The sequence below is a fragment of the Robinsoniella sp. RHS genome, assembly GCF_001029355.1.
Classification (GTDB): domain Bacteria; phylum Bacillota; class Clostridia; order Lachnospirales; family Lachnospiraceae; genus Robinsoniella; species Robinsoniella peoriensis.
In genome coordinates, this window is record NZ_JNGB01000038.1 from 66,208 (window position 1) to 88,631 (window position 22,424).

General features: G+C 40.0%; 17 protein-coding genes and 1 tRNA gene. 16 read left to right on the forward strand and 2 right to left on the reverse strand.

What is annotated here, in order from left to right; genetic code table 11:
- Nucleotides 1–56: 56 nt before the first annotated feature.
- Nucleotides 57–902 (reverse strand): AraC family transcriptional regulator, encoded by an 846-nt coding sequence (locus tag RHS_RS16965; protein ID WP_027296594.1) that lies wholly within the window; start codon nt 900–902, stop codon nt 57–59.
- A gap of 248 nt (nt 903–1,150) precedes the next feature.
- On the opposite strand from RHS_RS16965, the gene dapF reads away from it, so the two are divergent.
- From dapF to RHS_RS17015, 11 genes are all read left to right on the forward strand, one after another.
- Nucleotides 1,151–2,023, forward strand: coding sequence for a diaminopimelate epimerase (gene dapF, locus RHS_RS16970; RefSeq protein WP_044296478.1), 873 nt, complete (start codon nt 1,151–1,153; stop codon nt 2,021–2,023).
- 60 nt (nt 2,024–2,083) lie between these two features.
- On the forward strand, nt 2,084–3,301 hold the full coding sequence (locus RHS_RS16975; RefSeq protein ID WP_027296596.1) for an aminotransferase class I/II-fold pyridoxal phosphate-dependent enzyme: 1,218 nt from the start codon (nt 2,084–2,086) through the stop codon (nt 3,299–3,301).
- Nucleotides 3,302–3,394: 93 nt separating this feature from the next.
- Nucleotides 3,395–4,246, forward strand: coding sequence for a patatin family protein (locus RHS_RS16980; RefSeq protein ID WP_027296597.1), 852 nt, complete (start codon nt 3,395–3,397; stop codon nt 4,244–4,246).
- A gap of 15 nt (nt 4,247–4,261) precedes the next feature.
- Nucleotides 4,262–4,762: a YqeG family HAD IIIA-type phosphatase gene (locus tag RHS_RS16985; protein ID WP_044296479.1), complete on the forward strand. Its 501-nt coding sequence runs from the start codon at nt 4,262–4,264 to the stop codon at nt 4,760–4,762.
- Nucleotides 4,763–4,796: 34 nt separating this feature from the next.
- Nucleotides 4,797–5,867: a Xaa-Pro peptidase family protein gene (locus RHS_RS16990; RefSeq protein WP_047833840.1), complete on the forward strand. Its 1,071-nt coding sequence runs from the start codon at nt 4,797–4,799 to the stop codon at nt 5,865–5,867.
- A 356-nt stretch (nt 5,868–6,223) separates the two neighbouring features.
- The gene (locus RHS_RS31255; protein ID WP_395022753.1) at nt 6,224–6,355 is read left to right on the forward strand and encodes a M24 family metallopeptidase; all 132 of its coding nucleotides are present in this window, start codon (nt 6,224–6,226) and stop codon (nt 6,353–6,355) included.
- Nucleotides 6,356–6,452: 97 nt separating this feature from the next.
- Complete coding sequence (efp, locus tag RHS_RS16995; protein ID WP_027296600.1) at nt 6,453–7,010, forward strand: elongation factor P; 558 nt, start codon at nt 6,453–6,455, stop codon at nt 7,008–7,010.
- A gap of 81 nt (nt 7,011–7,091) precedes the next feature.
- Nucleotides 7,092–8,318 carry a fibronectin type III domain-containing protein gene (locus tag RHS_RS17000; protein ID WP_044296481.1) on the forward strand — a complete coding sequence of 409 codons (1,227 nt, stop codon included), beginning with the start codon at nt 7,092–7,094 and terminating at the stop codon, nt 8,316–8,318.
- Between the two features lie 197 nt (nt 8,319–8,515).
- Nucleotides 8,516–9,430 carry a DUF5688 family protein gene (locus tag RHS_RS17005; RefSeq protein WP_044296482.1) on the forward strand — a complete coding sequence of 305 codons (915 nt, stop codon included), beginning with the start codon at nt 8,516–8,518 and terminating at the stop codon, nt 9,428–9,430.
- Between the two features lie 454 nt (nt 9,431–9,884).
- A tRNA-Arg gene (locus tag RHS_RS17010) sits at nt 9,885–9,957 on the forward strand.
- A 65-nt stretch (nt 9,958–10,022) separates the two neighbouring features.
- The gene (locus RHS_RS17015; RefSeq protein WP_027296603.1) at nt 10,023–10,964 is read left to right on the forward strand and encodes an SH3 domain-containing protein; all 942 of its coding nucleotides are present in this window, start codon (nt 10,023–10,025) and stop codon (nt 10,962–10,964) included.
- A 48-nt stretch (nt 10,965–11,012) separates the two neighbouring features.
- Here RHS_RS17015 and RHS_RS17020 read toward each other — a convergent pair whose 3' ends face one another.
- A complete protein-coding gene (locus tag RHS_RS17020; protein ID WP_047833841.1) occupies nt 11,013–11,930 on the reverse strand; it encodes an AraC family transcriptional regulator in 918 nt (305 codons plus the stop codon).
- Nucleotides 11,931–12,068: 138 nt separating this feature from the next.
- On the opposite strand from RHS_RS17020, the gene RHS_RS17025 reads away from it, so the two are divergent.
- The 5 genes from RHS_RS17025 to RHS_RS17045 all read left to right on the forward strand — a co-directional run.
- Nucleotides 12,069–13,124, forward strand: a complete 1,056-nt coding sequence (locus RHS_RS17025; protein WP_047833842.1) for a peptidyl-prolyl cis-trans isomerase — start codon at nt 12,069–12,071, stop codon at nt 13,122–13,124.
- 95 nt (nt 13,125–13,219) lie between these two features.
- Nucleotides 13,220–15,658, forward strand: a complete 2,439-nt coding sequence (locus tag RHS_RS17030; RefSeq protein WP_395022757.1) for a discoidin domain-containing protein — start codon at nt 13,220–13,222, stop codon at nt 15,656–15,658.
- A 15-nt stretch (nt 15,659–15,673) separates the two neighbouring features.
- Nucleotides 15,674–20,977, forward strand: a complete 5,304-nt coding sequence (locus tag RHS_RS17035; RefSeq protein ID WP_395022759.1) for a fibronectin type III domain-containing protein — start codon at nt 15,674–15,676, stop codon at nt 20,975–20,977.
- 194 nt (nt 20,978–21,171) lie between these two features.
- The gene (locus RHS_RS17040) at nt 21,172–21,606 is read left to right on the forward strand and encodes a hypothetical protein (RefSeq protein ID WP_027296606.1); all 435 of its coding nucleotides are present in this window, start codon (nt 21,172–21,174) and stop codon (nt 21,604–21,606) included.
- 157 nt (nt 21,607–21,763) lie between these two features.
- Nucleotides 21,764–22,424 (forward strand): Glu/Leu/Phe/Val dehydrogenase dimerization domain-containing protein (locus RHS_RS17045; RefSeq protein WP_047833843.1); only part of this gene is annotated, 661 nt, incomplete at its 3' end.

The following is a 22,424-nucleotide window of genomic DNA, read 5'->3' on the forward strand; positions in this document are numbered from 1 at the left end:
ACACGATTTGTTTTCAGACTGCCAGTAGAATTAGATATATTAAGGCTTAGATTCTTTTAATGCTTAGATTCTTTTAATGCAGAAGGAGAACACCCAAACAGTTTTCGAAAAGCTCTGGAAAAAGTGGAGTAGTCTTTAAAGCCGCAGTCATAGCATATCTGCGTAACCGGATAGCCGAGAGTCAGCATTTCTTTGGCACATAAAAGGCGTTTGTGGTTAATGTAACTGCCCACAGAATAACCGGTGTGTTCCTTAAATAAACGCATCATATGGTATTTGCTGATATAAAAACGGTTTGCCAGTGCATCTATGCTTAGAATTTCGGAGAGATGGGCGTTAATATAATCCAGAATATCAATAATTTTTTCATTGCAGGTATTTGTTATAAGGTAATCCAGATGATTTTCGCAGACGGCTCTGTTTAAATGAATCATAAATTCCAGAAATAGTACCTGCCGGTAAAGTTCATTTGCATATCCGCTGTCTGAAAAAGCATTTTCCAGATTCATGATGGCATGGAAGAGGATACTTTTTTCCAGGGAATGTATGCGCAAAACATTGGAGTGGCTTTTTCTGGAACGGTGAAAACATTCGCTTAAATCGTAAGCATCTGTTTTGTAAGAGTGTATAAAACCTGGAGACAGATAAACAATGATACGCTCATAAGGAACCTGATGGTCAATATTGGGTTTGTGAATTTCGCTATGGTTTACTAGTATAATATCATAAGGTTTCAGGTGGTAGGATTTACCCTCTATTATATAATCCACATTTCCGTTAATAAAAATAATAATTTTATCAAAGTCATGGTAATGGAATTGGAAGTCCTGCTCCTTCTTATCTGTCAAATGGAACAGGCGGAATTCGCTATCCAGATAACCTCTTTTTTCATAATCCGACATAGAATCTCCCGTCTGTCATCCTCTGATGACTGTATCGGTCTGTAATATCTTATGGTGTACATTATATAGCATTTTTTGCAATATAGGAAGCATTATCTCTATATTAATTTAAAATCCTGCTGGATATAATGAGAGTAAGATGAGGCACAATTTTCAAACACGCTCTGGTACTGTGGAAATCTGGGAGTGCATATGGATTTAGTAGATAAAATTTTCAGTTATTATAATTTTAAATGGAGGTATCAGAAATGAATGTTATATTAGAAAAATATCATGGGCTTGGTAATGATTATCTGGTTTTCGACCCCAACAAAAACGAATTATGTCTGAATGAAGAGAACATAAAACTGATTTGTCACCGCAACTTCGGCATAGGATCGGATGGAATATTGATGGGGCCTGTTTTTGACGGTAAAAGTATTCAGGTACGTATTTTTAATCCGGATGGAAGCGAAGCAGAAAAAAGCGGAAATGGTGTACGCATTTTTGCTAAATACTTAAAGGATGCAGGATATATCCAGAAGAACCATGTGATTTTTAAAACCCTTGGCGGGGAGATTGAGGCTTACTATTTAAATGAAGAAGGGAGCCGTCTTAAAATTTCTATGGGTACACTGTCGTTCTGGAGTGACGAAATACCAGTGGCAGGAGAGCGCCGGGAGGTTGTCAATGAGGAAATGACATTCCGGGATACACCTTATCTGGTAACCTGCGTATCCATCGGGAATCCCCATTGTATTATTCTTATGGAAGAGATTTCAAAAGAATTGGTCTGCCATATCGGGCGTTTCAGCGAAGCGGCGCCATATTTCCCCAACAGGATAAATACCCTGATTATGAAAGTGATGGATCGGACCAATATTGCGATCGAGATTTATGAAAGAGGTGCCGGTTATACACTGGCGTCCGGAAGCAGCTGCTGTGCGGCAGCGGGAGCGGCATTTAAAATGGGTTTGACTGATCCTAAGTGTTATGTGCATATGCCCGGAGGGACCCTGGAAATAGAAATCTGTGAAGATGGCAGAGTTATGATGACAGGGGATGTATGCCACGTTGGCAAAGTTACTTTAGGGCACACATTTAGCGAGAAACTGAGAAACGGGAATCCGGAACCAAAATAAATTTTCAGTTGTAGGTTTTGGAACTTTGGTATATACTATGACAAAGAAAGGGGAGTTCATATGAGAACATTTGAGAAATCCAGTAAATTAGATAACGTATGCTATGATGTAAGAGGTCCGGTTGTTGATGAGGCAGGCCGCATGGAGGAACAGGGCATCGACATTCTGAAATTAAATATAGGCAATCCGGCACCCTTCGGATTTGAAGCACCGGATGATGTAATTCAGAATATGATGGCTAATCTGCGTAATACGGAAGGATATTCTGATTCAAAAGGAATTATCAGTGCAAGAAAAGCAATTATGGACTATTGTAAAAAGAAAAATATACCGGATGTAGGTATGAATGATATATATACCGGCAATGGCGTAAGCGAATTAATCGTTATGGTAATGCAGGGGCTTTTAAATGACGGAGATGAAATTCTGATGCCGTCACCGGATTATCCGCTGTGGACAGCAGCAGCGAACCTGGCAGGAGGGCATCCGGTTCATTATCTGTGCGACGAACAGTCGGACTGGTATCCGGACATGGAAGATATCCGGAAAAAGATAACAGACAAAACCAAGGGCATTGTTGTAATCAATCCCAATAATCCCACAGGAGCATTGTATCCGGTTGAAGTACTCCGGCAGATTGTAGACATTGCGAGAGAACACAGTCTGATTATTTTTGCAGATGAGATTTATGACAGACTGGTGATGGATGGACAGGAACATGTATCCATAGCTTCTCTGGCACCGGATCTGTTCTGTATAACCATGAACGGTTTGTCTAAATCCCATAAGGTAGCGGGGTATCGTGCAGGATGGATGTGCTTAAGCGGTGATAAAACAGGAGTGAAAGGGTATATCGAAGGGCTGAATATGCTGTCCTCCATGCGTCTTTGCTCTAATGTACCGGCTCAGGCAATCATTGAGACGGCTCTGACAAATGCACAGGGAATTGACCAGATGCTTCTTCCGGGAGGCAGAATCTATGAACAGAGAGAGTTTATATATAAAGCTTTAAATAACATACCAGGAGTATCGGCATTAAAGCCAAAAGCAGCTTTCTATATTTTCCCGAAACTGGATGTGAAAAAATTTAACATCAGTGATGATGAACAATTTGCCCTGGATTTTCTTAGAAAAGAAAAAGTACTCCTGGTACATGGCGGAGGATTTAACTGGCAGCAGCCGGATCATTTCCGCATAGTGTATCTGCCTAAAATGGAAATTTTAGAAGATGCAATGAATAAACTGGAGATGTTTCTCAGTACATACAGGCAGATATAGAGTGATTCGGGATGATACCTGTGCCTGAACAGGCAGGGTGTCATCCTACATTTGACTGGAAACGGGAGTACGAATGAGTGAATGGAGGTAAGAATGAAAAATTCGGCAATTATATTAGAAGGGGGATCTGTCAGAGGGGTATTTAGTTCAGGGGCATTAGATTATCTTATGGAGAAGGAATGTTATATTCCCCACGTCATTGGTGTATCCGCAGGTTCCTGCAATGCGGTTGATTATGTATCAAAGCAGATTGGCCGAACCAAAGACTGTATTGTAAGAAGCAACGATAATGAAAAATTGATCAGTATCAAGGGGTTCTTAAAGAACAAAAGTCTCTTTAATATGGAGCTTTTGTTTGAAAAGGATCCTTCTGAGTATCATCCCTTTGATTTTGATACATTCTTTGCATCAGACATGTCTTGTGAAATCGTCGTTACAAATTGTCTCACAGGCAAGGCGGAATATTTAAGTGAAAAGAAAGATGGGGCAAGGCTGATGATGCTATGCAGAGCGTCAAGCAGCCTTCCTATCGTTTCACCCATGGTAGAGATCGACGGTGTGCCGTACCTGGATGGTGGTCTGGCTGATTCCATTCCCATTTTGCATTCACTGCAGATCGGAAATAAGAAAAATGTTGTAATTCTCACCAGAAATAAAGGTTACCGGAAAACAATGTCTAAGAAAAGCATGCATTTTTATGCGGCATATTTTAAGAAATATCCGGAGCTGGTACGGGCAATCTGCCTTCGTCCCTACCATTATAACAGGATTTTGGCACAAGTTGAAAAATGGGAGGAAGAAGGAAAAATATTTGTTGTGCGCCCTCAGGGGAAAACAGTCTCCAGAGTAGAGAGCGACAAGAAAGTACTCAATGATTTCTACCGTCATGGATATGAACAGATGGAAGCACAGTATGAAGATCTGCTTCGTTTCCTGGAAAAATAGAAAGCGAGGTCATGGATGTTTGAACAATTCTTCCCAGATGAATATCTGGATTCTACTTATAAAATAGATTTTGATAAATTGTACCGTGAGGGCTGCCGGGGGGTGTTGTTTGATATCGATAATACCCTGGTGCCCCATGGTGAGCCGGCAGATGACCGGGCGAAGAAATTTTTTGCCCATTTGCGTGATATGGGAATGAAGTACTGCCTGATCTCTAACAACCAGCTGCCCAGAGTGAAGCCTTTTGCAGAGGAAGTAGGGGCGCTTTTTATAGAAAATGCCCATAAACCGTCCAGGAAAAACTATGAAAAGGCAATGCAGCTGATGGGGACTACCACGAAAAATACCGTTTTTGTTGGAGACCAGTTGTTTACGGATGTATATGGAGCAAAAAGAACCGGGATTCCCAGTATTTTAGTAAAACCAATCCATCCAAAAGAAGAGATTCAAATTGTTTTGAAAAGATATTTGGAAAAAATCGTATTACATTTTTATAAAAAGAGCAAACTAAAATAATGTCCAGTTAAGAAATATTAATGGAGGTATATAAATGTTCCGTGAGGAGTTATATGCAATATTAAAAGAAAAAATGATAGAGGCAGTTTTAGTGTCTGAAGGATACAATATGCGCTACCTCAGTGGTTTCCGTGGTGCAACAGGTTATCTCTATATTACGCGGGCACGCCGGGTACTTATAACGGATTCCCGATATACTACACAGGCCAGGGAAGAGGCGCCGGATTTTGAGGTGGTTGAAATTTCTAATCAGAAAGGGTACGGGGCAGTAATCGGAGAATTAACCGGGGCAGACGAAATTAATTGCATTGGTTTTGAAAATGATCATATGATTTATGCAGACGTAATGAAATTAAAGGAAGCATGCAGTGAAGAGCTGGTCTGGGAAGGGGTAGGAGATTCGCTGAACAGACTTCGTATTGTTAAGAATGAAACGGAATTAACTTGTATGGAAAAAGCACAATCCATTGCAGACGGAGCTTTTTCTCATATCATAGGAATTCTCAAGCCTGGAATGACAGAGCTGCAGGCTGCGGCTGAGCTGGAATTTTATCTAAAAAGCCATGGTGCATATGGAACCAGTTTTGATACAATTGCAGCTTCCGGTATCCACTCTGCAATGCCTCATGCCATGCCTTCCAATAAGGCAATCGAGCCGGGTGATTTCCTGACGATGGATTTCGGCTGCATTTATGAAGGCTATTGCTCTGATATGACAAGAACCGTAGTTATAGGAAAAGCCAGTCCGAAACAAAAGGAAATCTACCAAATCGTTTTGGAGGCACAGCTTGCTGCGCTGGATGTCATTAAAGCAGGAATGAAGTGCAGCGAGGTGGACAAGGCTGCCAGGGACGTGATCGAAAAAGCCGGATACGGAGAATACTTCGGTCACGGTCTTGGACACAGCGTGGGCCTGTATATTCATGAAGAACCAAGGCTTTCCCCAAAGTGTGACGAAGTACTGAGAGAGAACGTGATACAGACGGTAGAACCGGGAATTTACATTCCTGGATTTGGTGGTGTACGCATTGAGGATATCGTAATTGTGAAAGAAAATGGCTGCCAAAATATGACTCATTCAACAAAAGAATTGCTGGAACTGTAAAAAATAGTTGAAAAAGTATGGATTATATTATAAAATCCCATCTTTGACAGATGGAGAAATAAAAAATTGCCATAAGCCCACTGTTTATAGGAATTACGGCAGCTTGTGTCTAAGTTTTACTATATAGTAATTTTTTCATGATTGTGTATTCTTTTAAAATGCTAGTAATATAAGGGTTCTAGACGATTACACAATAATGGTTGAGAATCTATGAATATAATATACCACAATTTAAAAATGTTCCACATGTTTTGACATTACTATAGAGCAGAACAAAATATTTGACAAAGAAACTCTAGAATTTACAAGGGATTAGAGGCCTTTATAAAAAACGCAACTGTCAAAGACCCGAGAACGTGATACAGACGGTAGAACCGGGAATTTACATTCCTGGATTTGGTGGTGTACGCATTGAGGATATCGTAATTGTGAAAGAAAATGGCTGCCAAAATATGACTCATTCAACAAAAGAATTGCTGGAACTGTAAAAAATAGTTGAAAAAGTATGGATTATATTATAAAATAGACTAAACTATGGGAATATGCAAGATTCCTGTGTTGTCAATATGAAGGAGGAATATCAATATGATATCAGCAGGAGATTTTAGAAACGGTGTAACTTTAGAGATAGATAATAACATCGTTCAGATTATCGAATTCCAGCACGTAAAACCAGGTAAAGGTGCAGCGTTTGTTCGAACAAAATTAAAAGACATTATCAATGGCGGTGTTGTGGAAAAAACATTCAGACCAACTGAAAAATTCCCACAGGCAAGGATTGACCGTGTAGATATGCAGTATTTATACTCAGATGGAGATTTGTTCCATTTCATGAACGTTGAAAATTACGAGCAGATCGCATTAGCACAGGAAGACATCGGTGATTCCTTAAAGTTCGTAAAAGAAAACGAAATGGTTAAAATATGTTCTGTTAACGGAAAAGTATTCGCAGTAGAGCCACCTTTATTTGTAGAATTAGAGATAACAGATACAGAACCCGGATTCAAAGGCGATACAGCACAGGGAGCTACGAAGCCGGCAACTGTGGAAACAGGAGCAATTGTCTATGTACCGTTGTTCGTTGAACAGGGGAATAAAATTAAGATTGATACCAGAACAGGGGATTACCTGTCCAGAGTATAATTATATTGTGTAATTCTTAGATGAGAAAGGTGGTTGCCTTTCTCATTTTTGGAATAAATAAAAACACAAGGAGGAAGATTCATGAGTGAGAAAAAGAGTTTTTTTGTAACAAAGAAATTGTTTGCTGTTGTTGTGTTGTCATTTTTATTGGCAATGATGTTGGGAATTAGTGTATTTGCTGCGCCGGCGGCGCCGTCAGGGCTGAGGCAGACATCGGCATATACGAATTCTGTTAAGATTGTATGGAATGCGGTAGTAGGGAAAAATATCAGATATCATGTTCAGTATTCAACGGATAACCTCAAGTTTAGTGATGCGTCTACATATGATGCCTCATATCCGGAAATTTATAAGAGTAATCTAAGTCCGGGAAGTACATATTATTTTAGAGTTATGGCATATGAATACAGCTATGGAAAACCTAACGACTATGGTGCATGGTCTCCATCTTTTGAGGCTGTAACGGTACCTGACAGAATTAAAACAGAAAGTTTGAATCAAAGTGCGGCAAAGACAAGCAGCATATCACTGACCTGGAGTCCTGCAACTGGAGCCACCAGGTATCAGGTTTACAAAGTGGATGGATCGGCACAGGTTTCTGCAGCCACAACAACCAGTCCTTCTGTTACTATAGGTAATTTAAAAACGGGAACAAGCAACTATTTAAGGGTATATGCAGAACGTGTATCATCATCTGGATATGTAGCCAGAAATGATTATTCTGCTTATATCTATGCAAATACTCTGCCAGGAACAGTTACCGGGATTAAAGTTACAAATAGTTATCCCTACTCTAATAAAGTAGCATTGGCATGGAACCGGGCAGAAAATGCTAAGGGTTATCAGATTGCTGTCTACACAATGAAGAATAAAAAGACCGGAAAGACATTAAACGTAAGCAGCAGCAGCTATAATACTATAAAAATGAACCAGAAATCGTTCTATAAAGTGAAGGTCAGAGCTTATACCCAGTTAAATAACGGGAAAAAAGTTTATGGTAATTGGGGAAGCACGTATGTAGCAAACCAGCAGGAAGTAAAAGTTCGAAATGTATCAGGCGGCTTAACTGCATCATGGCCAAAAGTTACTGGTGCTACAAATTACACTGTTTATGCTTCTGATAAACAAAAAAAAGGATATAAAAAAATTTCTACAACAAAGTCAACGAGTTATACCTTGAAGAAATTTAAAGGTAAAAATATGAAAAAAGGTAAAAAATATTATTTCTATGTTGTAGCAAATAAAAAAGTAAAGAGTAAAACGTATAAGAGTTTTCCACAGTATGGCTTTTTTCAGACTTATAGATAGAATCCAGCAGCAGGTGTCAGGAGTGATCTCAGGACACCTGCTTTAATAATAAAAAAACTAAAATATCACTTGCATCCTACCAAAAAATATGATACCATAAGTGATATAAAAATTCTAAATGTTTTATTCTCGATGCGTTCGCATCAATTTTTCCATTTGATTTTTATACGATACTAATTTAAGAAAGGGTGGTTCGATTGAATTACGAAGAATTTATTTGCTTTGTGCAGAAAAATGTACAGACACAATTGGGAAAGGAGGTGCGCGTTGAACTGCATCAGATTACAAAGAATAATGATGTTCAGCTGGATGGTCTGTCAATTGTGGAAACTACAAAGAGTATTTCCCCTACGATATATTTAAATGATTATTTTCAGGAATATCAGTGTGGGACTGCCATGGCTCAGATTATTGACAGTATACTAAATATCTATCAAAACAACAAGATCAAGGTGCCCGTGGATACGGATTTCTACACGGATTACATGCGTGTGAAAAATAATATTGCATGCAAAGTCATTAACTATAAGAAAAATACGGAATTGTTAAAAACGGTTCCCCATGTGCAATATCTGGATTTGGCAATTGTATTTTATTATTTCCTGAAAAGTGATACTTTGGGAACGGGAACGATCTTAATCCATGACAGTCATTTGAAAATGTGGAAGATCACAAAAGAAATCTTATATGAAACAGCCAGAAAAAATACGCCTGCGATGCTTCCGTTTGAATTTAAAAGCATGGAGGAAGTGATGGATGAGATCGAAGAAGGTGAACTGGAAGAAGAATTTTCAGATGTTATGGAGGATCAGGAATGTGATGATGACAGAATACCAATGTATGTTCTTTCCAATAAAGAAAAGACAATGGGAGCAGCATGTATCTTGTATGACTCGATCCTGACCTTGATCGGGGAGCGCCTGCAGGATGATTTCTATATTCTTCCAAGCAGCATACATGAATGTATTGTAGTTCCTAAGAATATACGGACTACCAAGAAAGAACTGCAGGAAATGGTAAGGGAGATAAATGAAACCCAGGTAATACCGGAAGAGGTTCTTTCCAATGAAGTCTATACGTATACAAGGGAGATACACCGTTTAGCGCTGTAAGTTCCGAATGCTGATAAGAGCCGGTAAAACATGCATTTTTTATCGGTTCTTATATATACAAAAGAAGACATAAAAAGACAAAATGTGTGCTGGAAAACATATTCAATAACAAATCCTTTACTTTTTCCATCTTTTATGATAATATGTAATAAGTGCTTTCGTAAGTGCTAAAAATATTGGTAAGCAACCAGTATATTTTACACCTTATGTCAGCAAAAGTAAACCTTATTTACACCTTATAAACGATACTTTGTATGATTTACACTTTGTTTACACCTTATATATTTGTTTTGCACAGAAGTAATGCTTATAATTTAGTAGACATGCATTGTGTAAAAATCAAAAGAATTTGTGGGTTTTAGGGTGAAAGGGATCTACGAACCTTGAAAATCCAATGTTTATAGGGAAAAGCATGTGTTATTTAAAAGCTGTTTGAAGGTTTGCAGATGAATCAGCACTCGTAGCTCAGGGGATAGAGCAGTGGTTTCCGGTACCACGTGTCGGGGGTTCGAATCCCTCCGGGTGCGTTTTTTTTGCTCTTGTGGCAGCCGAATAATTGTAACACGGATGTAGAAAAATGGAGGTAAGTATAGTGGGTAATTTTAGAGAATGGCTATCTGATAATCTAAGATATATCTTACTCGGCTTAGCAATTATTTTAATTCTGGTGATTGCAGTATTTGCGGTGAAACTTGTCAGTGGACTTGGAAATAGCGATGGGGCAAATGCTGTTAAGACAACGGAAAGTGAAACCAAAAAAGAAGTTATAGTAGAATCGAATGCTGAGACAGAGAATAAAAGTAACGATTTAGTACAGAATGACCCAAAAGTACTGGAGACAGTACAAGCTTATTATGCGGCTATGGGAAATAAAGATATGGCAACATTAAAGAAATTGGTTCCTGGCTTAACTGCTGAGGAAGAGCAGTCCATTCAGAACGACAGTCTGATTGAAAGTTACAATAATGTATCTTGTTATTCTAAAAAAGGGCCGGTAGATGGTTCCTATGTTGCTTATGTAATTTATGATTGTAAGGTTACTAATATTGAAACTATGGTACCAAGTCTGGTGCGCCTGTATTTAGAGACGAATACAGATGGAAGCCTCTATGTATCAGATTACAAAAAAGATGAGGCTACGAAGAAGTATGTGGAAGATATGGGAAATGATGCTGATATTAAGAAATTAATTGATGATGTAAATCAGAAGTACCAGCAGGCAATGGATTCCAATGAAGATTTGAAAAATTTGGTGGATGAAATCGGTTCTCCAATGACAGAATCCAACATTCCAAGCGGTAATGAAGCCGGTGTGGAAGTGAATAAAATAGTAGCAGCAAATACAGAATGTAACGTTAGGGCAGATTCTACGGAAGATGCAGACATACTGGGAGTTCTAAGCGAAGGAGAAACAGTCACCAGAGTTAAAAAACTGGATAATGGATGGTCAGAAGTTCGCTACGCTGGCGGTACCGGGTATGTAATGAGTGATTTCCTCACGGAACAGACAGGTAGTACAGAAGCAGCACAATAAAAATGATTTATTTAAGGAACGGCAGTTGCCGTTCCTTTTTTTGTGCTTTCATTCAATAAAATTATGTTTTAACATTTTTTTATACTTATAAGGAGTAATCCCAATAATACTATTAAACAATTTTGAAAAATGCTGGGAATCTTTCAGTCCGATTTGGCTGGCAATCATGGTAAGGGACATATCCGTAGTTGTCATCAAATCAATTGCCTGATTAATCCGGTAGATATTAATATAATTGGATATGGTCAGATTCATCTGTCTGAAAAAGATTTCACTGAGATAACGGGTTGATATACCCAATTTATCCGAGATGTCCCTGATTAATATTTTGGTATCATAATGTTTGTGTATATAGGAGAGCGTAAAGGAAACATAGCGGTTTTGCCTTGGGGCATAGTGTTTGGAAAAAGAGAAATCCTTCTCCAGTGTTTCTAAAACGGAGAGCAGTAATTCAGTTATGTATAAATTCGAATAAGAACGGGAGAAAAAATGGTCTTCCCGGGTGCTGACAATTATTTTTTCTATCAGGGAAGCCATTCTTTCTGTAATCTTAGCTTTGTAGAAAACGTTACAGCAATAGAAAAGTGAAGATATCATATCAATCGCATCTTCCGGATTGCTGCCTCCTGCAGTATTCAGATACAATTCCGAGAAATAGGAAGGATCAAAATGGATGTGGTTAAAGGTACAGGGGGCTTTGCAGGTAAGATAAAAGGAATGGACAATATTTGGCATTATGATAACGATATCATCTTTTTCACAGTTTATGACCTGGTTCTTGATTTCCATGCTGCAGGTTCCAGAGGTCAGCTGATATACTTCTATGCTTTTGTGGATGTGCTTTGCAAAAGTATAATAATTTTCTCTGAGCTGTTTTACAGCGCTGATAATAGCCTGGTCGGATAAAACAAATCGTGTTTCTGATCCAGTGGCGGATTTTGTGTTCGAGTAAGTATTGTTGTACATAAAAATCTCCTTGTTCCGGATTATACAAAAAATGCCTGAAAATAAACAGGTTTTAACAAGCAACGGTATTATACAAATGATATAATATTTACAAAGATGTGTCAATGAAATTGTGGAATATAACTAGGAGGATATAGCGTGAAGAAGAAATTGTGGATAGGGATACCAATTATATTGCTGATTGTAGGATTTGCAATTGTTATAATTTATAATCGGACAGGTTTTCAGTTAAAAATCAATGGAGAAAAAATTGACAAAGAAGAATATCAGGATACGGTCAATGAACAAATCAATCAGGTGAGTCAGTATTTTTATGAAAAAGCGGGAGTAACACTGAAAGGGGATGCCTGGGAAAAGGAAATTAATGGTGAAATACCCTATCGTGTACTTGCTGACCAGGTGATTGAACAGCTAAAGTATACAGCGGCGGTTTTTGATCTGGCAAAAGAAAAAGGATACATTGAGGAAACCGGATATCAGGCGTTGAAAAAGAGAATGGAAGATGAAAATGATGCCAGAGCCAATAAAATAAAAAAGGGCGAACCGGTCTATGGACTTTCCAACTTCTCATTGAAATTATACAAAGAATATTCCATAGACTCCATCCAGAAGCAATACTGCTCAGATCTGAATAATGAAGGAATGGATATTACGGATGAAGACAGAAAAGCCTATTATGATCAGCAGAAGGATAAGATATTCCGTCAGAACGATGACATTACACTGGATTATATTAAAATTGAATATCAGGCATCGGAAATGGAAGAGGAACAGTACCAGGACTTAAAAGAGAAGCTGAATGAACTACAGGGCAAAATAAGCGCGGATAAATCACTGTCAGACCTGGTACAAGCGGATGATCTGCTTAAGCCTTATTTTACCCATCAGGAATTATTATCCGGTGATATTGGTGCTTATGGAAGGATTATTGGGGATGTTTTAGATTATGCGGCAGATTTGAAAAAAGGAGAAGTAACCCGGGTAATTGATGAAAATGGAGCGTTGTATCTGATCCAGTGTGCAGACAGGAATGTGAATGATTTTTACCCGATAGACACCGTAAAAGATAATATCAATAAGAGCCTCAGAGAAGCCAATTATGAAAAAATAGTAAATAAGAAGGCTGCGGGATATGAAATCCAGGGCAATATGGGAAGCATATACGACTATACAAAGCAGCAAGTAACGAACTAAGGATCGGTAAACATTTTTTCCGTATGAAGTAGAAGTTATGATTACGGAAAAGATAGTTATCAATAAAAATTTTATGGAAAGAAAGGAGTAAGAGGATGAAAAAGAAGTTTTTATCATTCATGCTGGCAGTTGCGCTAGTCTGCAGCACCCAGGCATTTAGTACAATGCCTTATGTAAATGCTGCAGAAACAGCCGGCGTGGGCACGGCCTACTATATCAGCAGTAGGAATGGAGACAATGGCAACAGCGGTACTTCAGAAGGGGAAGCATGGGAGACTTTAGACAAGTTGGAAAATGTTACCCTTGGGCCGGGAGATTCTGTTTTACTGGAATCCGGATCCATATTTAACGGTTTTATTCATTTGCAGAATGTAGGAGGTACACAGGAAAATCCGATTTCCATCAGCAGCTACGGCGAAGGAAATAAACCGGTGATCAATTGTAACGGTGAGGGAATCTGGTACCAGGATTACGGAAAAGCAATGGATAACAGCGGTCACAGAAGCAGTGGATATGTTTCTTCCGCAATTTTGCTTTACGATGTTGATTATGTAGAGATCAGCAATTTGGAAATAACTAATAAATCAAATGATTTTGACTATTTTTCAACAAATGTAAATAAAGCATCCGGCAGAATGGACCGTACCGGTGTGGCAGGAATTGCAAAAGATGGGGGAACCATGGAGCATATTTATCTGGATGATCTTTTTATCCACGATATATCCGGGAATCTTCAGGATAAACATATGAACAATGGAGGAATCCAGATGAATGTTCTGAAACCGGCAGATGAGAATGCAACTGGTATCGCCAGATATCAGGATGTTAAAATCAGTAATTGCTATGTGAAAGATGTTTCAAGAGCAGGTATTGTTGTGGGTTATACTTATCAGCACGATAAGTTTAACGGAGCAGCTCTGGCAGATGAAACTGTTAAAAAATATGGTCATACCAATCTTGTTCTGGAAGGAAATTATGTTCAGAATGCAGGAAATGATGCAATTGTTGCCATGTACGCATATCAGCCCGTGATACAGAATAATGTATCCGACACGGCAGGCGTTGACCTGGATGACGGATATCCGGGATACTGGCAGTCCTTTTGCGCGGCAATCTGGCCATGGAAGTGCAAAGATGCAGTTTTCCAATACAATGAAGCATTTGACACGGTCGGTGAAGGCAATGGTGACGGACAGGCATGGGACATTGACTGGTCAGACGGAACCGTATATCAATATAACTACAGCCATAACAATGGAGGCGGTGCAATGTTAATCTGCCTGAATGAAGCGTATAATGGAACATTCCGGTATAATTTAAGCCAGAATGATTTAAAATGCCTCATAACATTCCAGGGCAATCCACTTGCTAAAATCTATAACAATGTATTTTATGTGGGAGGAGATCTGGAAACTGCTGTACATCATCCGGCTGCAGGTAAGAGAAGCGGTGCGGGATATCTGGCTAATAATATCTTCTACAATGTCAGCACCAATAAAAATGTCAGTGATGATGGCTGGAACCCTGGCAATAACAAATCATTTAAAAATAACCTGTACTATGGTTACAGCGATGAAGGAATGCCGGGACTTCCGGAAGCGGATGCAATCACTGCAGATCCGAAATTTGAAAATCCGGGAAGTGCTCCTGTCACCGTTAATGAAGGCGGGAAGATTCATGACAGAAGTGCATTTGAAGGATATAAAATTGCTGATAATTCGCCAGCAGTAAATGCAGGCGTATACATTCCCAATAATGCAACTGAGGATTTCTTTGGAAATAAGTTAACGGGAATTGTACCGGATATTGGCATTCATGAGACAGGCATAGAAGAATCTGTTTCCTTAAACGTATATTCAGACCGTTATCTGATACAGGAACAGGATATCCGGAATGTGCCACAAGGAACGACAGCAGAGGATTTCTTAAAAAATATCAAAGCATCTGCAAAAGCAGAATGCAAGGTTATGAAAGGCTCTGAACAGGTTGCGCCAGATACAGCAGTAACAGAAGAAATGGTTTTGAAGGTAGTCAATAAAGCCAATGATCAAGAGACCAAAACCTACAACATCCATGTGGTAAAGGTATATGCCGAATATGCAACAGAGGGTATGACCGCAACGGCAGGAAGCTTCCAGCCAAACAACACGACAGAAGGAAATCCGTCTTATGTATTGGATAATAACATGAACACAATCTGGCATACTGCATGGAGCGGTTGTGACAGAAGCGAAGCATGGATTAGTATCGATATGGGAAAAGAACAGTCAGTAGGCATGCTGAAATATGTTCCCAGAAAAGCAGGAGGTGTCAATGGTTTAATCACGGAGTATGAGGTATCCGTCAGTACAAACGGCACAGACTGGACAAAAGCTGCCACTGGAAGCTGGGAAAATAACTCCGAAATTAAATATGCAGAATTTCCATCTGTAAACGCCAGATATGTAAAGCTTTGGGCAAAAGATTCCAAATCACAGGAAGCAGGAAAAGTTTTCGCATCGGCAGCAGAAATCCGGCTCGGATATGAAGAATAGGGGGGTGTAAATACGATGAAAAAGAAGCTTTTATCAATGATTACGGCACTGGCTGTCATTGTTTCCAGTATTGCACCGGGAATAACAGTAAGTGCGGCGGCTGATCAGGAGGCCACGACAGGAACTACCTATTATGTCAGCACATTAAATGGAAAGGACAGCAATGATGGAACATCGGAATCGAATGCTTTCTACAGTTTACAGAAAATAAATGAATTAACGTTACAGCCCGGAGACCGGGTACTGCTGGAATCCGGATCGGAATTTACAAATGGGTACCTGCATCTTTATGAACAATCTGGCTCCCCGGAGTCACCGATTGTCATAGACAAATACGGAGATGGAAACAATCCTGTAATTAATACAAACGGGCAGGGGATCTGGTACCAGAACTATGGAGGAATGCTGGACAATGTAAATCATGTCTTTAAAGGATATGTTTCGTCATCGGTACTCCTGTATGATTCGGAATATATAGAGATCAAGAACCTGGAAATAACTAACAGGGGTCCAAAAATTGAAACCGTATATAACAATCAAAAAGTTATGGAACGTACGGGAGTAGCTGCCATTGCCCAGAACAAGGGTACTGTAGACCACATTTACCTAAATCAGCTGAACATACATGATGTAATCGGAAATGTATACGATAAGCACATGGACAACGGCGGAATCCAGATGAATGTCTTGAAACCGAAAAATGAAGAAGCAACAGGGATCTCAAGATATAATGATGTTAAAATAGAAAACTGTTACCTGGACAATGTAAATCGTTGGGGGATTGCGATTGGTTATACTGCATACTTTGATAAGTTTGCAGGTACGGCAATTCCGGATGATGTCATTGCAAAATACGGTCACGGAAATGTTGAAATCCGGAATAATTACGTGAAAGAAGCCGGGGGAGATGCCATAACAACTATGTATTGTGACCGCCCGTTGATTGAGTATAACGTATCAGATGGTGCGGCAAGGCAGATAAATGATGCCGACTATATTGCAACGGGTCAAGGAAAAGTGGCAGCTGGGATTTGGCCGTGGAAATGTAAGGATGCGGTATTCCAGTACAATGAAGCGTTTGATACTTATTTTAATGGGGATGGTCAGGCCTGGGATGCTGATTCCGGAGATGGAACAATCTACCAGTATAACTACAGCCATAATAACGGCGGCGGGTGTGTAATGTTCTGCCTGCAGCAGTCGTACCGTAATATTTTCCGTTATAATATCAGCCAAAATGATCTGTCAGGCGTGATTAATGCACCAGCCCAGCCGGATTCCCATATTTACAACAACGTCTTCTATGTAAAAGAAGGTGTTCCGTTTATTCGTCCGGGCATGACCGGAGGTGTTATGAATGTGGAAAATAATATTATCTATTATGCCGGTGATCAGGCAAAAACAGAAAGCTGGACATTAAACGGAACCAGAGCAAGCTATAGCAACAACCTCTATTATAACTATGCCAATATTCCTGGAGATGATGAGAATGCGGTAAACGTAACGGCAGGAACACAAGTGTTTGAAGATCCGGGAAAAGCACCTTCAGCTACTAATGGTGTGATAAATTCCCATGAAGACCCGTCTCAGAAAACCGTATTTGACGGATATAAGCTGGCTGAAAATTCACCTGCCATCAATGCCGGAAAAGTTATACAGGATAACGGAGAACAGGATTTCTTCGGTAATGAGGTAACAGGAATACCGGACATTGGGGCACATGAATCTGATATTGCCAGCATGGGCTTGTTTTCATCCGTATATACTATTGCAGACCGTCAGATTAGCGGGTTGGCAATGAACACAACTGTAGAGCAATTTTTAGGTAATTTAGTTTACGATAAGAAATTAGAAGTACATGTATTTGATAGGGAAGAGCAGGAGCTGACAGGGAAGGATATTGTGTCAGGCGGCAGCAAGCTGACTTTATCTGATGGAAACGAGACGGTTGAATATGTGGTAACGGCAAGTACGGACAATAGTATCAAGGATTCCATTTTTGAGATCAGGGATGATGCAGTCTATGTACCAATGACGGAAAAAGCAGCTGTCTCTGTGGAGGATATACTTACTGGAATTACCGTGCATGATACGGCAGTTAAAAAGCTTTATCAGAATGATGCCGAAGTAACCCAAGGAAATGTGAAAGATGGCATGACCTTAAAAGTAATTGCGGAAGACGGTTCCGAAGCAGACTATACAATCACTGCTAAAAATGAGTATCATTGGGCAAAGGATTTTGTGGAGGAACAGCAGGGGAATGTGTGGTTTGCCCAGCAGAAAGAAAATGACACATATAGCAATATGACTGTATTCGATCCTACGTATGCCACTTGGAACGGAAAAGAATACGCTATCATTGGTCTGCAGGGAAACAAAGGACAGCCAACGGCAGATAAGAATGGGCTATTCTGTGATTCTCTGGCAGTGGCCCAGCGTGCACAAGGCTATTCAGCAGCTTATCGTTCACCTGTGTCAGGAAATATCATCATGTCATTTAAAGACATGGGGGATAAGAAAAACGCATATCTCCGCCAGGCATCTGCTGCTTCAACGAATACGGGATCAAATGTATTCCTGACGATTACCAAAAACGGTGAGCAGGTTGGTGAAAAAGTTCAGATACCAAATGATGGAAGCGGTGTGGAAATTGCTCCTTCCGCTATGCAGGTTGCAAAAGGGGATTATATCAGGCTTGAGATCAACAATGAAGGCAGTCAGAATGCAAGTCGTCCTTCTGCATATGTTACACCTGTCATTACTTATGTAGATGCAGCTGAAACGGATACCCAGGCACCAACCACACCTGATAATATAAAGGCAGAGGATATTACAAGTACATCAGCTAACATCAGCTGGGATGCATCTGCCGACAATGTAGGCGTTACAGGATACGAAGTAAAAAATGGAAATGAAATTATAAAAAATATCTCGGAAGGTACAAGTGCCAGCCTGGATGGATTGATTCCTTCAACGGAATATACCATAACAGTAACTGCATTTGATGCAGCAGGCAACAAATCAGAGCCGGGAAGTGTTACCTTCGAGACAAAACAACTGGAAGATACCCAGAAACCAACAGCACCTGCAAATATAAAGGTAACCGATATTACGGACACTTCAGCGACAATTACCTGGAATGCGTCTGCAGACAATGTTGGGGTACGGGGATATAAAGTATTAAATGGTAGTGAAGAATTAGCAGATGTAACAGATACCAAAGTTACCTTACAGGAATTAGCACCGGAAACAGATTATGCTTTGACGATTGTGGCATATGATGCAGCAGGCAACCATTCGGATCCTGCCGCCGCAACATTTACAACAGCAGAGAAACCGGATACGGAAAGCCCGACAGTACCTGCCGATGTAAGAGCGGAAGATATCACCGATACTACCGCTATGATCTTATGGACAGCTTCTGCCGATAACAAAGCAGTAGCAGGATACCGGGTTAAAAATGGTAATGTAATCCTGAAAGATCAGGTAACCGATACAAAGGTACAACTGGTTAATCTGGAACCTGGAACGGATTATGTCATAAATGTTGTGGCATATGATGCAGCCGGAAACGAATCAGCTCCGGGAAGTGTATCCTTTACCACTCTTGGAGAGACAGCGGAACCGGATACGGAAAAACCGTCAGTACCGGCGGATGTTAAGGCTGAAAATGTTACATCAGATACAGCAGAAATTTCCTGGACGGCTTCTGCAGATAATATTGGGGTAATCGGCTATAAAGTAATGAATCAGGAGACGCTGTTAGCTAACGTAACCGATGGCACAAGTTTCCAGTTAAAGGAATTGGCTGCAGCAACAGAATATACAATTGATATAATTGCATACGATGCTGCGGGAAATGAATCAGATCCGGGAAGCGTTACGTTTACAACTTCCGAACTGATAGATGAAGAGGCACCCTCAACGCCTGCCAATATAAAAGCAGAGCGCATAGCCCAGACATCGGCATGGATCAGTTGGAATCCTTCCAACGACAATATCGGAGTGACAGGATATGAAGTGAAAAATGGTGACAGCATACTTGCAGAAGTAACAGGGGAAACCAGAGTAGAATTAAAGGATCTCTTACGAGGTACGGAATACACAATCAGCATCACGGCACACGATGCAGCCGGAAACCGGTCAGAACCCGGAATAGTGAGCTTTACCACATTAAGGGCAGATGCTTCCGGATTAAATGCAAAAATTATAGAAGCACAGGCTATTAAAAATGACAATGGCATATATACAAAGAGCAGCTATGCAGATTTACAGAATGCAATTTTAGATGCTAAAGAAACTGCAGAAAATAAAAACAGCAGTGATGAAGATATCCGTACAGCAATAGCGGATTTACAGGATGCAATGAAGCTGGTGAAGGTAACTTTGACCCTGAATACTGGCAAGGCAGAAATGGAAGCAGGAGATATGCTGCAGCTTACCCCGTTAACTAATGAAACAGAAGCAGTAGTCACCTGGAGCTCATCCAATGAGAAAGCGGTCTCTGTTGACACAAAGGGAATGGTGAAAGCAATTGCACCTGGAACAGCTGCAGTAAAAGCAAATCTGGGCACAATCACTGCAGTGTGTACGATTACGGTAAAATCCAGACCGGCACCAACACCGGGACCGACGCTGACGCTGAACAAGAGCAGAGTGACCATTTATACCCAAGGAACCAAGACAGTTAAATTAACTGCAAAAGTGACAGGTCCAAGTAAAAAAGTAACCTGGAAATCCAGTGATTCGAAAATAGCAACCGTGAAAAACGGTAAAGTAACTGCGAAAAAAGCAGGTAAAGTAACAATTACGGCAAAGGCAAACGGCATTCAGAAGACATGTCTTATAACTGTTAAAAAACCTGCATTAAAGCTTAGCAGATCCAGACTTACACTGTATACAAAAGGAAAGACAACAGCAGAAATAAACGCAAAGATAACAGGCTCCAGCAAACGAATTGTGTGGAAAACCAGCAATAAAAAAATCGCAGCAGTTAAAAACGGCAAAGTTACAGCCAAAAAATCAGGCAGGGTAACGATCACCGCAAAAGCAAACGGCATCACAAGAAGATGTGAAGTAACGGTGAAAAAACCAAGCCTGAAAGTGAAAAGCGGTATGGAAATTTTCCTGAAAAAAGGAAAAACTGCCAAAATATCCGCAAAAGCAAAGCCAGACGGAAAGATCATATTTAAATCCAGTAAGAGTAAGATCGTTACTGTAAGCAAAAAAGGTGTGGTAAAAGCACTTAAAAAAGGAAGAGCTGAAATCACCGTATCCTGTAACGGGGTAAAGAAAATAATAAAAGTTCATGTAGATTAAAGCTTAGAAATCCGGCAGTATTTTGTTAATGACGGATCGTAATGTCTGAATGCAGAAAACCTGCAGGCTGGTGAAACAGAGAGATGGATCCTCATCTCTCTGTTTTGAATAGGGCAAAAATAATGCATGAAAAGAAGAATCTGCATAATTTATGATTTTAATACGCATGCTATGAAAAAGCGAGGTGATAAATCATGATTACGAATGCAGAACAAGAGATTCTCTATGGAATCTGTAAAGAAAGTAAAACGGCACTTCTTGATATACACACCATTTTGAGCAAGGTGTACGATGATGAGCTGGCACTCGATTTGAATTTGCAGGCAGCCAGGTATTCAAGACTGGAAGAAAAAGCGGCTGACAGCCTGCGGGAAAAGGGAATATCAGATACGGCACTTAAGCTGGGTGACAGGACAAAACGCTGGGCATCCCTGCAGGCAGGTACGGTATTTAATGTAAGTACTTCCCATATAGCTGACATGATGATACAAAAGAAAGAAGAACGGCTTACTGAGGTCAAGAAAACAGTAGACCATAATCCGGTTGTGCACAATATGGTATATGAACTCGCAGAAGAATTTCTGGGATTCGAAGAAGATACCATCCGGATTCTTAAGTCATATTTGTGAAAAGGTCCCAAAATATATTGTAAAGAAATGTCAAAAATTACTTGTCATCAGCTTCTGTACATTATATAATACAAAATGGAACTAAAATGTAAAGGGCAGATGGTATGAGGAGTGTCTGTTTTTTGCTGGAAAACATTTATGCTAAGGAGGATTTAAAATGTCATATGTTGATGAGGTAATTGAACTGGTAGTGAAAAAGAACCCTGCTGAATCTGAATTCCATCAGGCAGTGAAAGAAGTTCTGGAATCTTTACGCGTTGTAGTAGAAGCAAATGAAGAAAAGTTCAGAAAAGATGCATTGCTTGAAAGACTAGTAGAGCCGGAAAGACAATTCAAATTCCGCGTGCCTTGGGTAGACGACAAGGGACAGGTACAGGTAAATACAGGATATCGTGTGCAGTTTAACAGCGCAATCGGACCTTACAAAGGCGGTCTTCGTCTTCATCCATCCGTAAATATAGGTATTATCAAATTCCTGGGATTCGAGCAGATTTTCAAGAACTCACTGACAGGTCTTCCGATTGGCGGCGGTAAAGGTGGATGTGATTTTGATCCTAAGGGCAAATCAGACAGAGAAGTTATGGCATTCTGCCAGAGCTTTATGACAGAGCTTTGCAAATATATTGGCGCTGATACAGACGTGCCGGCAGGAGATATTGGAACAGGTGCAAGAGAAATCGGATACATGTTCGGACAGTATAAGAGAATCCGCGGCGTTTACGAAGGCGTATTAACAGGTAAAGGTTTATCCTACGGTGGATCTTTAGCAAGAACAGAAGCTACCGGATATGGTTTATTATATTTAACAGAAGAATTAT

Excerpts from the sequence above, each read along its gene's own strand:
- RHS_RS16990 (WP_047833840.1), top strand. The coding sequence starts at position 4,797 with ATGTTCCGTGAGGAGTTATATGCAATATTAAAAGAAAAAATGATAGAG.
- RHS_RS16965 (WP_027296594.1), bottom strand. The coding sequence starts at position 902 with ATGTCGGATTATGAAAAAAGAGGTTATCTGGATAGCGAATTCCGCCTG.
- efp (WP_027296600.1), top strand. The coding sequence starts at position 6,453 with ATGATATCAGCAGGAGATTTTAGAAACGGTGTAACTTTAGAGATAGAT.
- RHS_RS16980 (WP_027296597.1), top strand. The coding sequence starts at position 3,395 with ATGAAAAATTCGGCAATTATATTAGAAGGGGGATCTGTCAGAGGGGTA.
- RHS_RS17035 (WP_395022759.1), top strand. The coding sequence starts at position 15,674 with ATGAAAAAGAAGCTTTTATCAATGATTACGGCACTGGCTGTCATTGTT.
- RHS_RS17000 (WP_044296481.1), top strand. The coding sequence starts at position 7,092 with ATGAGTGAGAAAAAGAGTTTTTTTGTAACAAAGAAATTGTTTGCTGTT.
- dapF (WP_044296478.1), top strand. The coding sequence starts at position 1,151 with ATGAATGTTATATTAGAAAAATATCATGGGCTTGGTAATGATTATCTG.
- RHS_RS16985 (WP_044296479.1), top strand. The coding sequence starts at position 4,262 with ATGTTTGAACAATTCTTCCCAGATGAATATCTGGATTCTACTTATAAA.
- RHS_RS17020 (WP_047833841.1), bottom strand. The coding sequence starts at position 11,930 with ATGTACAACAATACTTACTCGAACACAAAATCCGCCACTGGATCAGAA.
- RHS_RS17040 (WP_027296606.1), top strand. The coding sequence starts at position 21,172 with ATGATTACGAATGCAGAACAAGAGATTCTCTATGGAATCTGTAAAGAA.
- RHS_RS17030 (WP_395022757.1), top strand. The coding sequence starts at position 13,220 with ATGAAAAAGAAGTTTTTATCATTCATGCTGGCAGTTGCGCTAGTCTGC.
- RHS_RS16975 (WP_027296596.1), top strand. The coding sequence starts at position 2,084 with ATGAGAACATTTGAGAAATCCAGTAAATTAGATAACGTATGCTATGAT.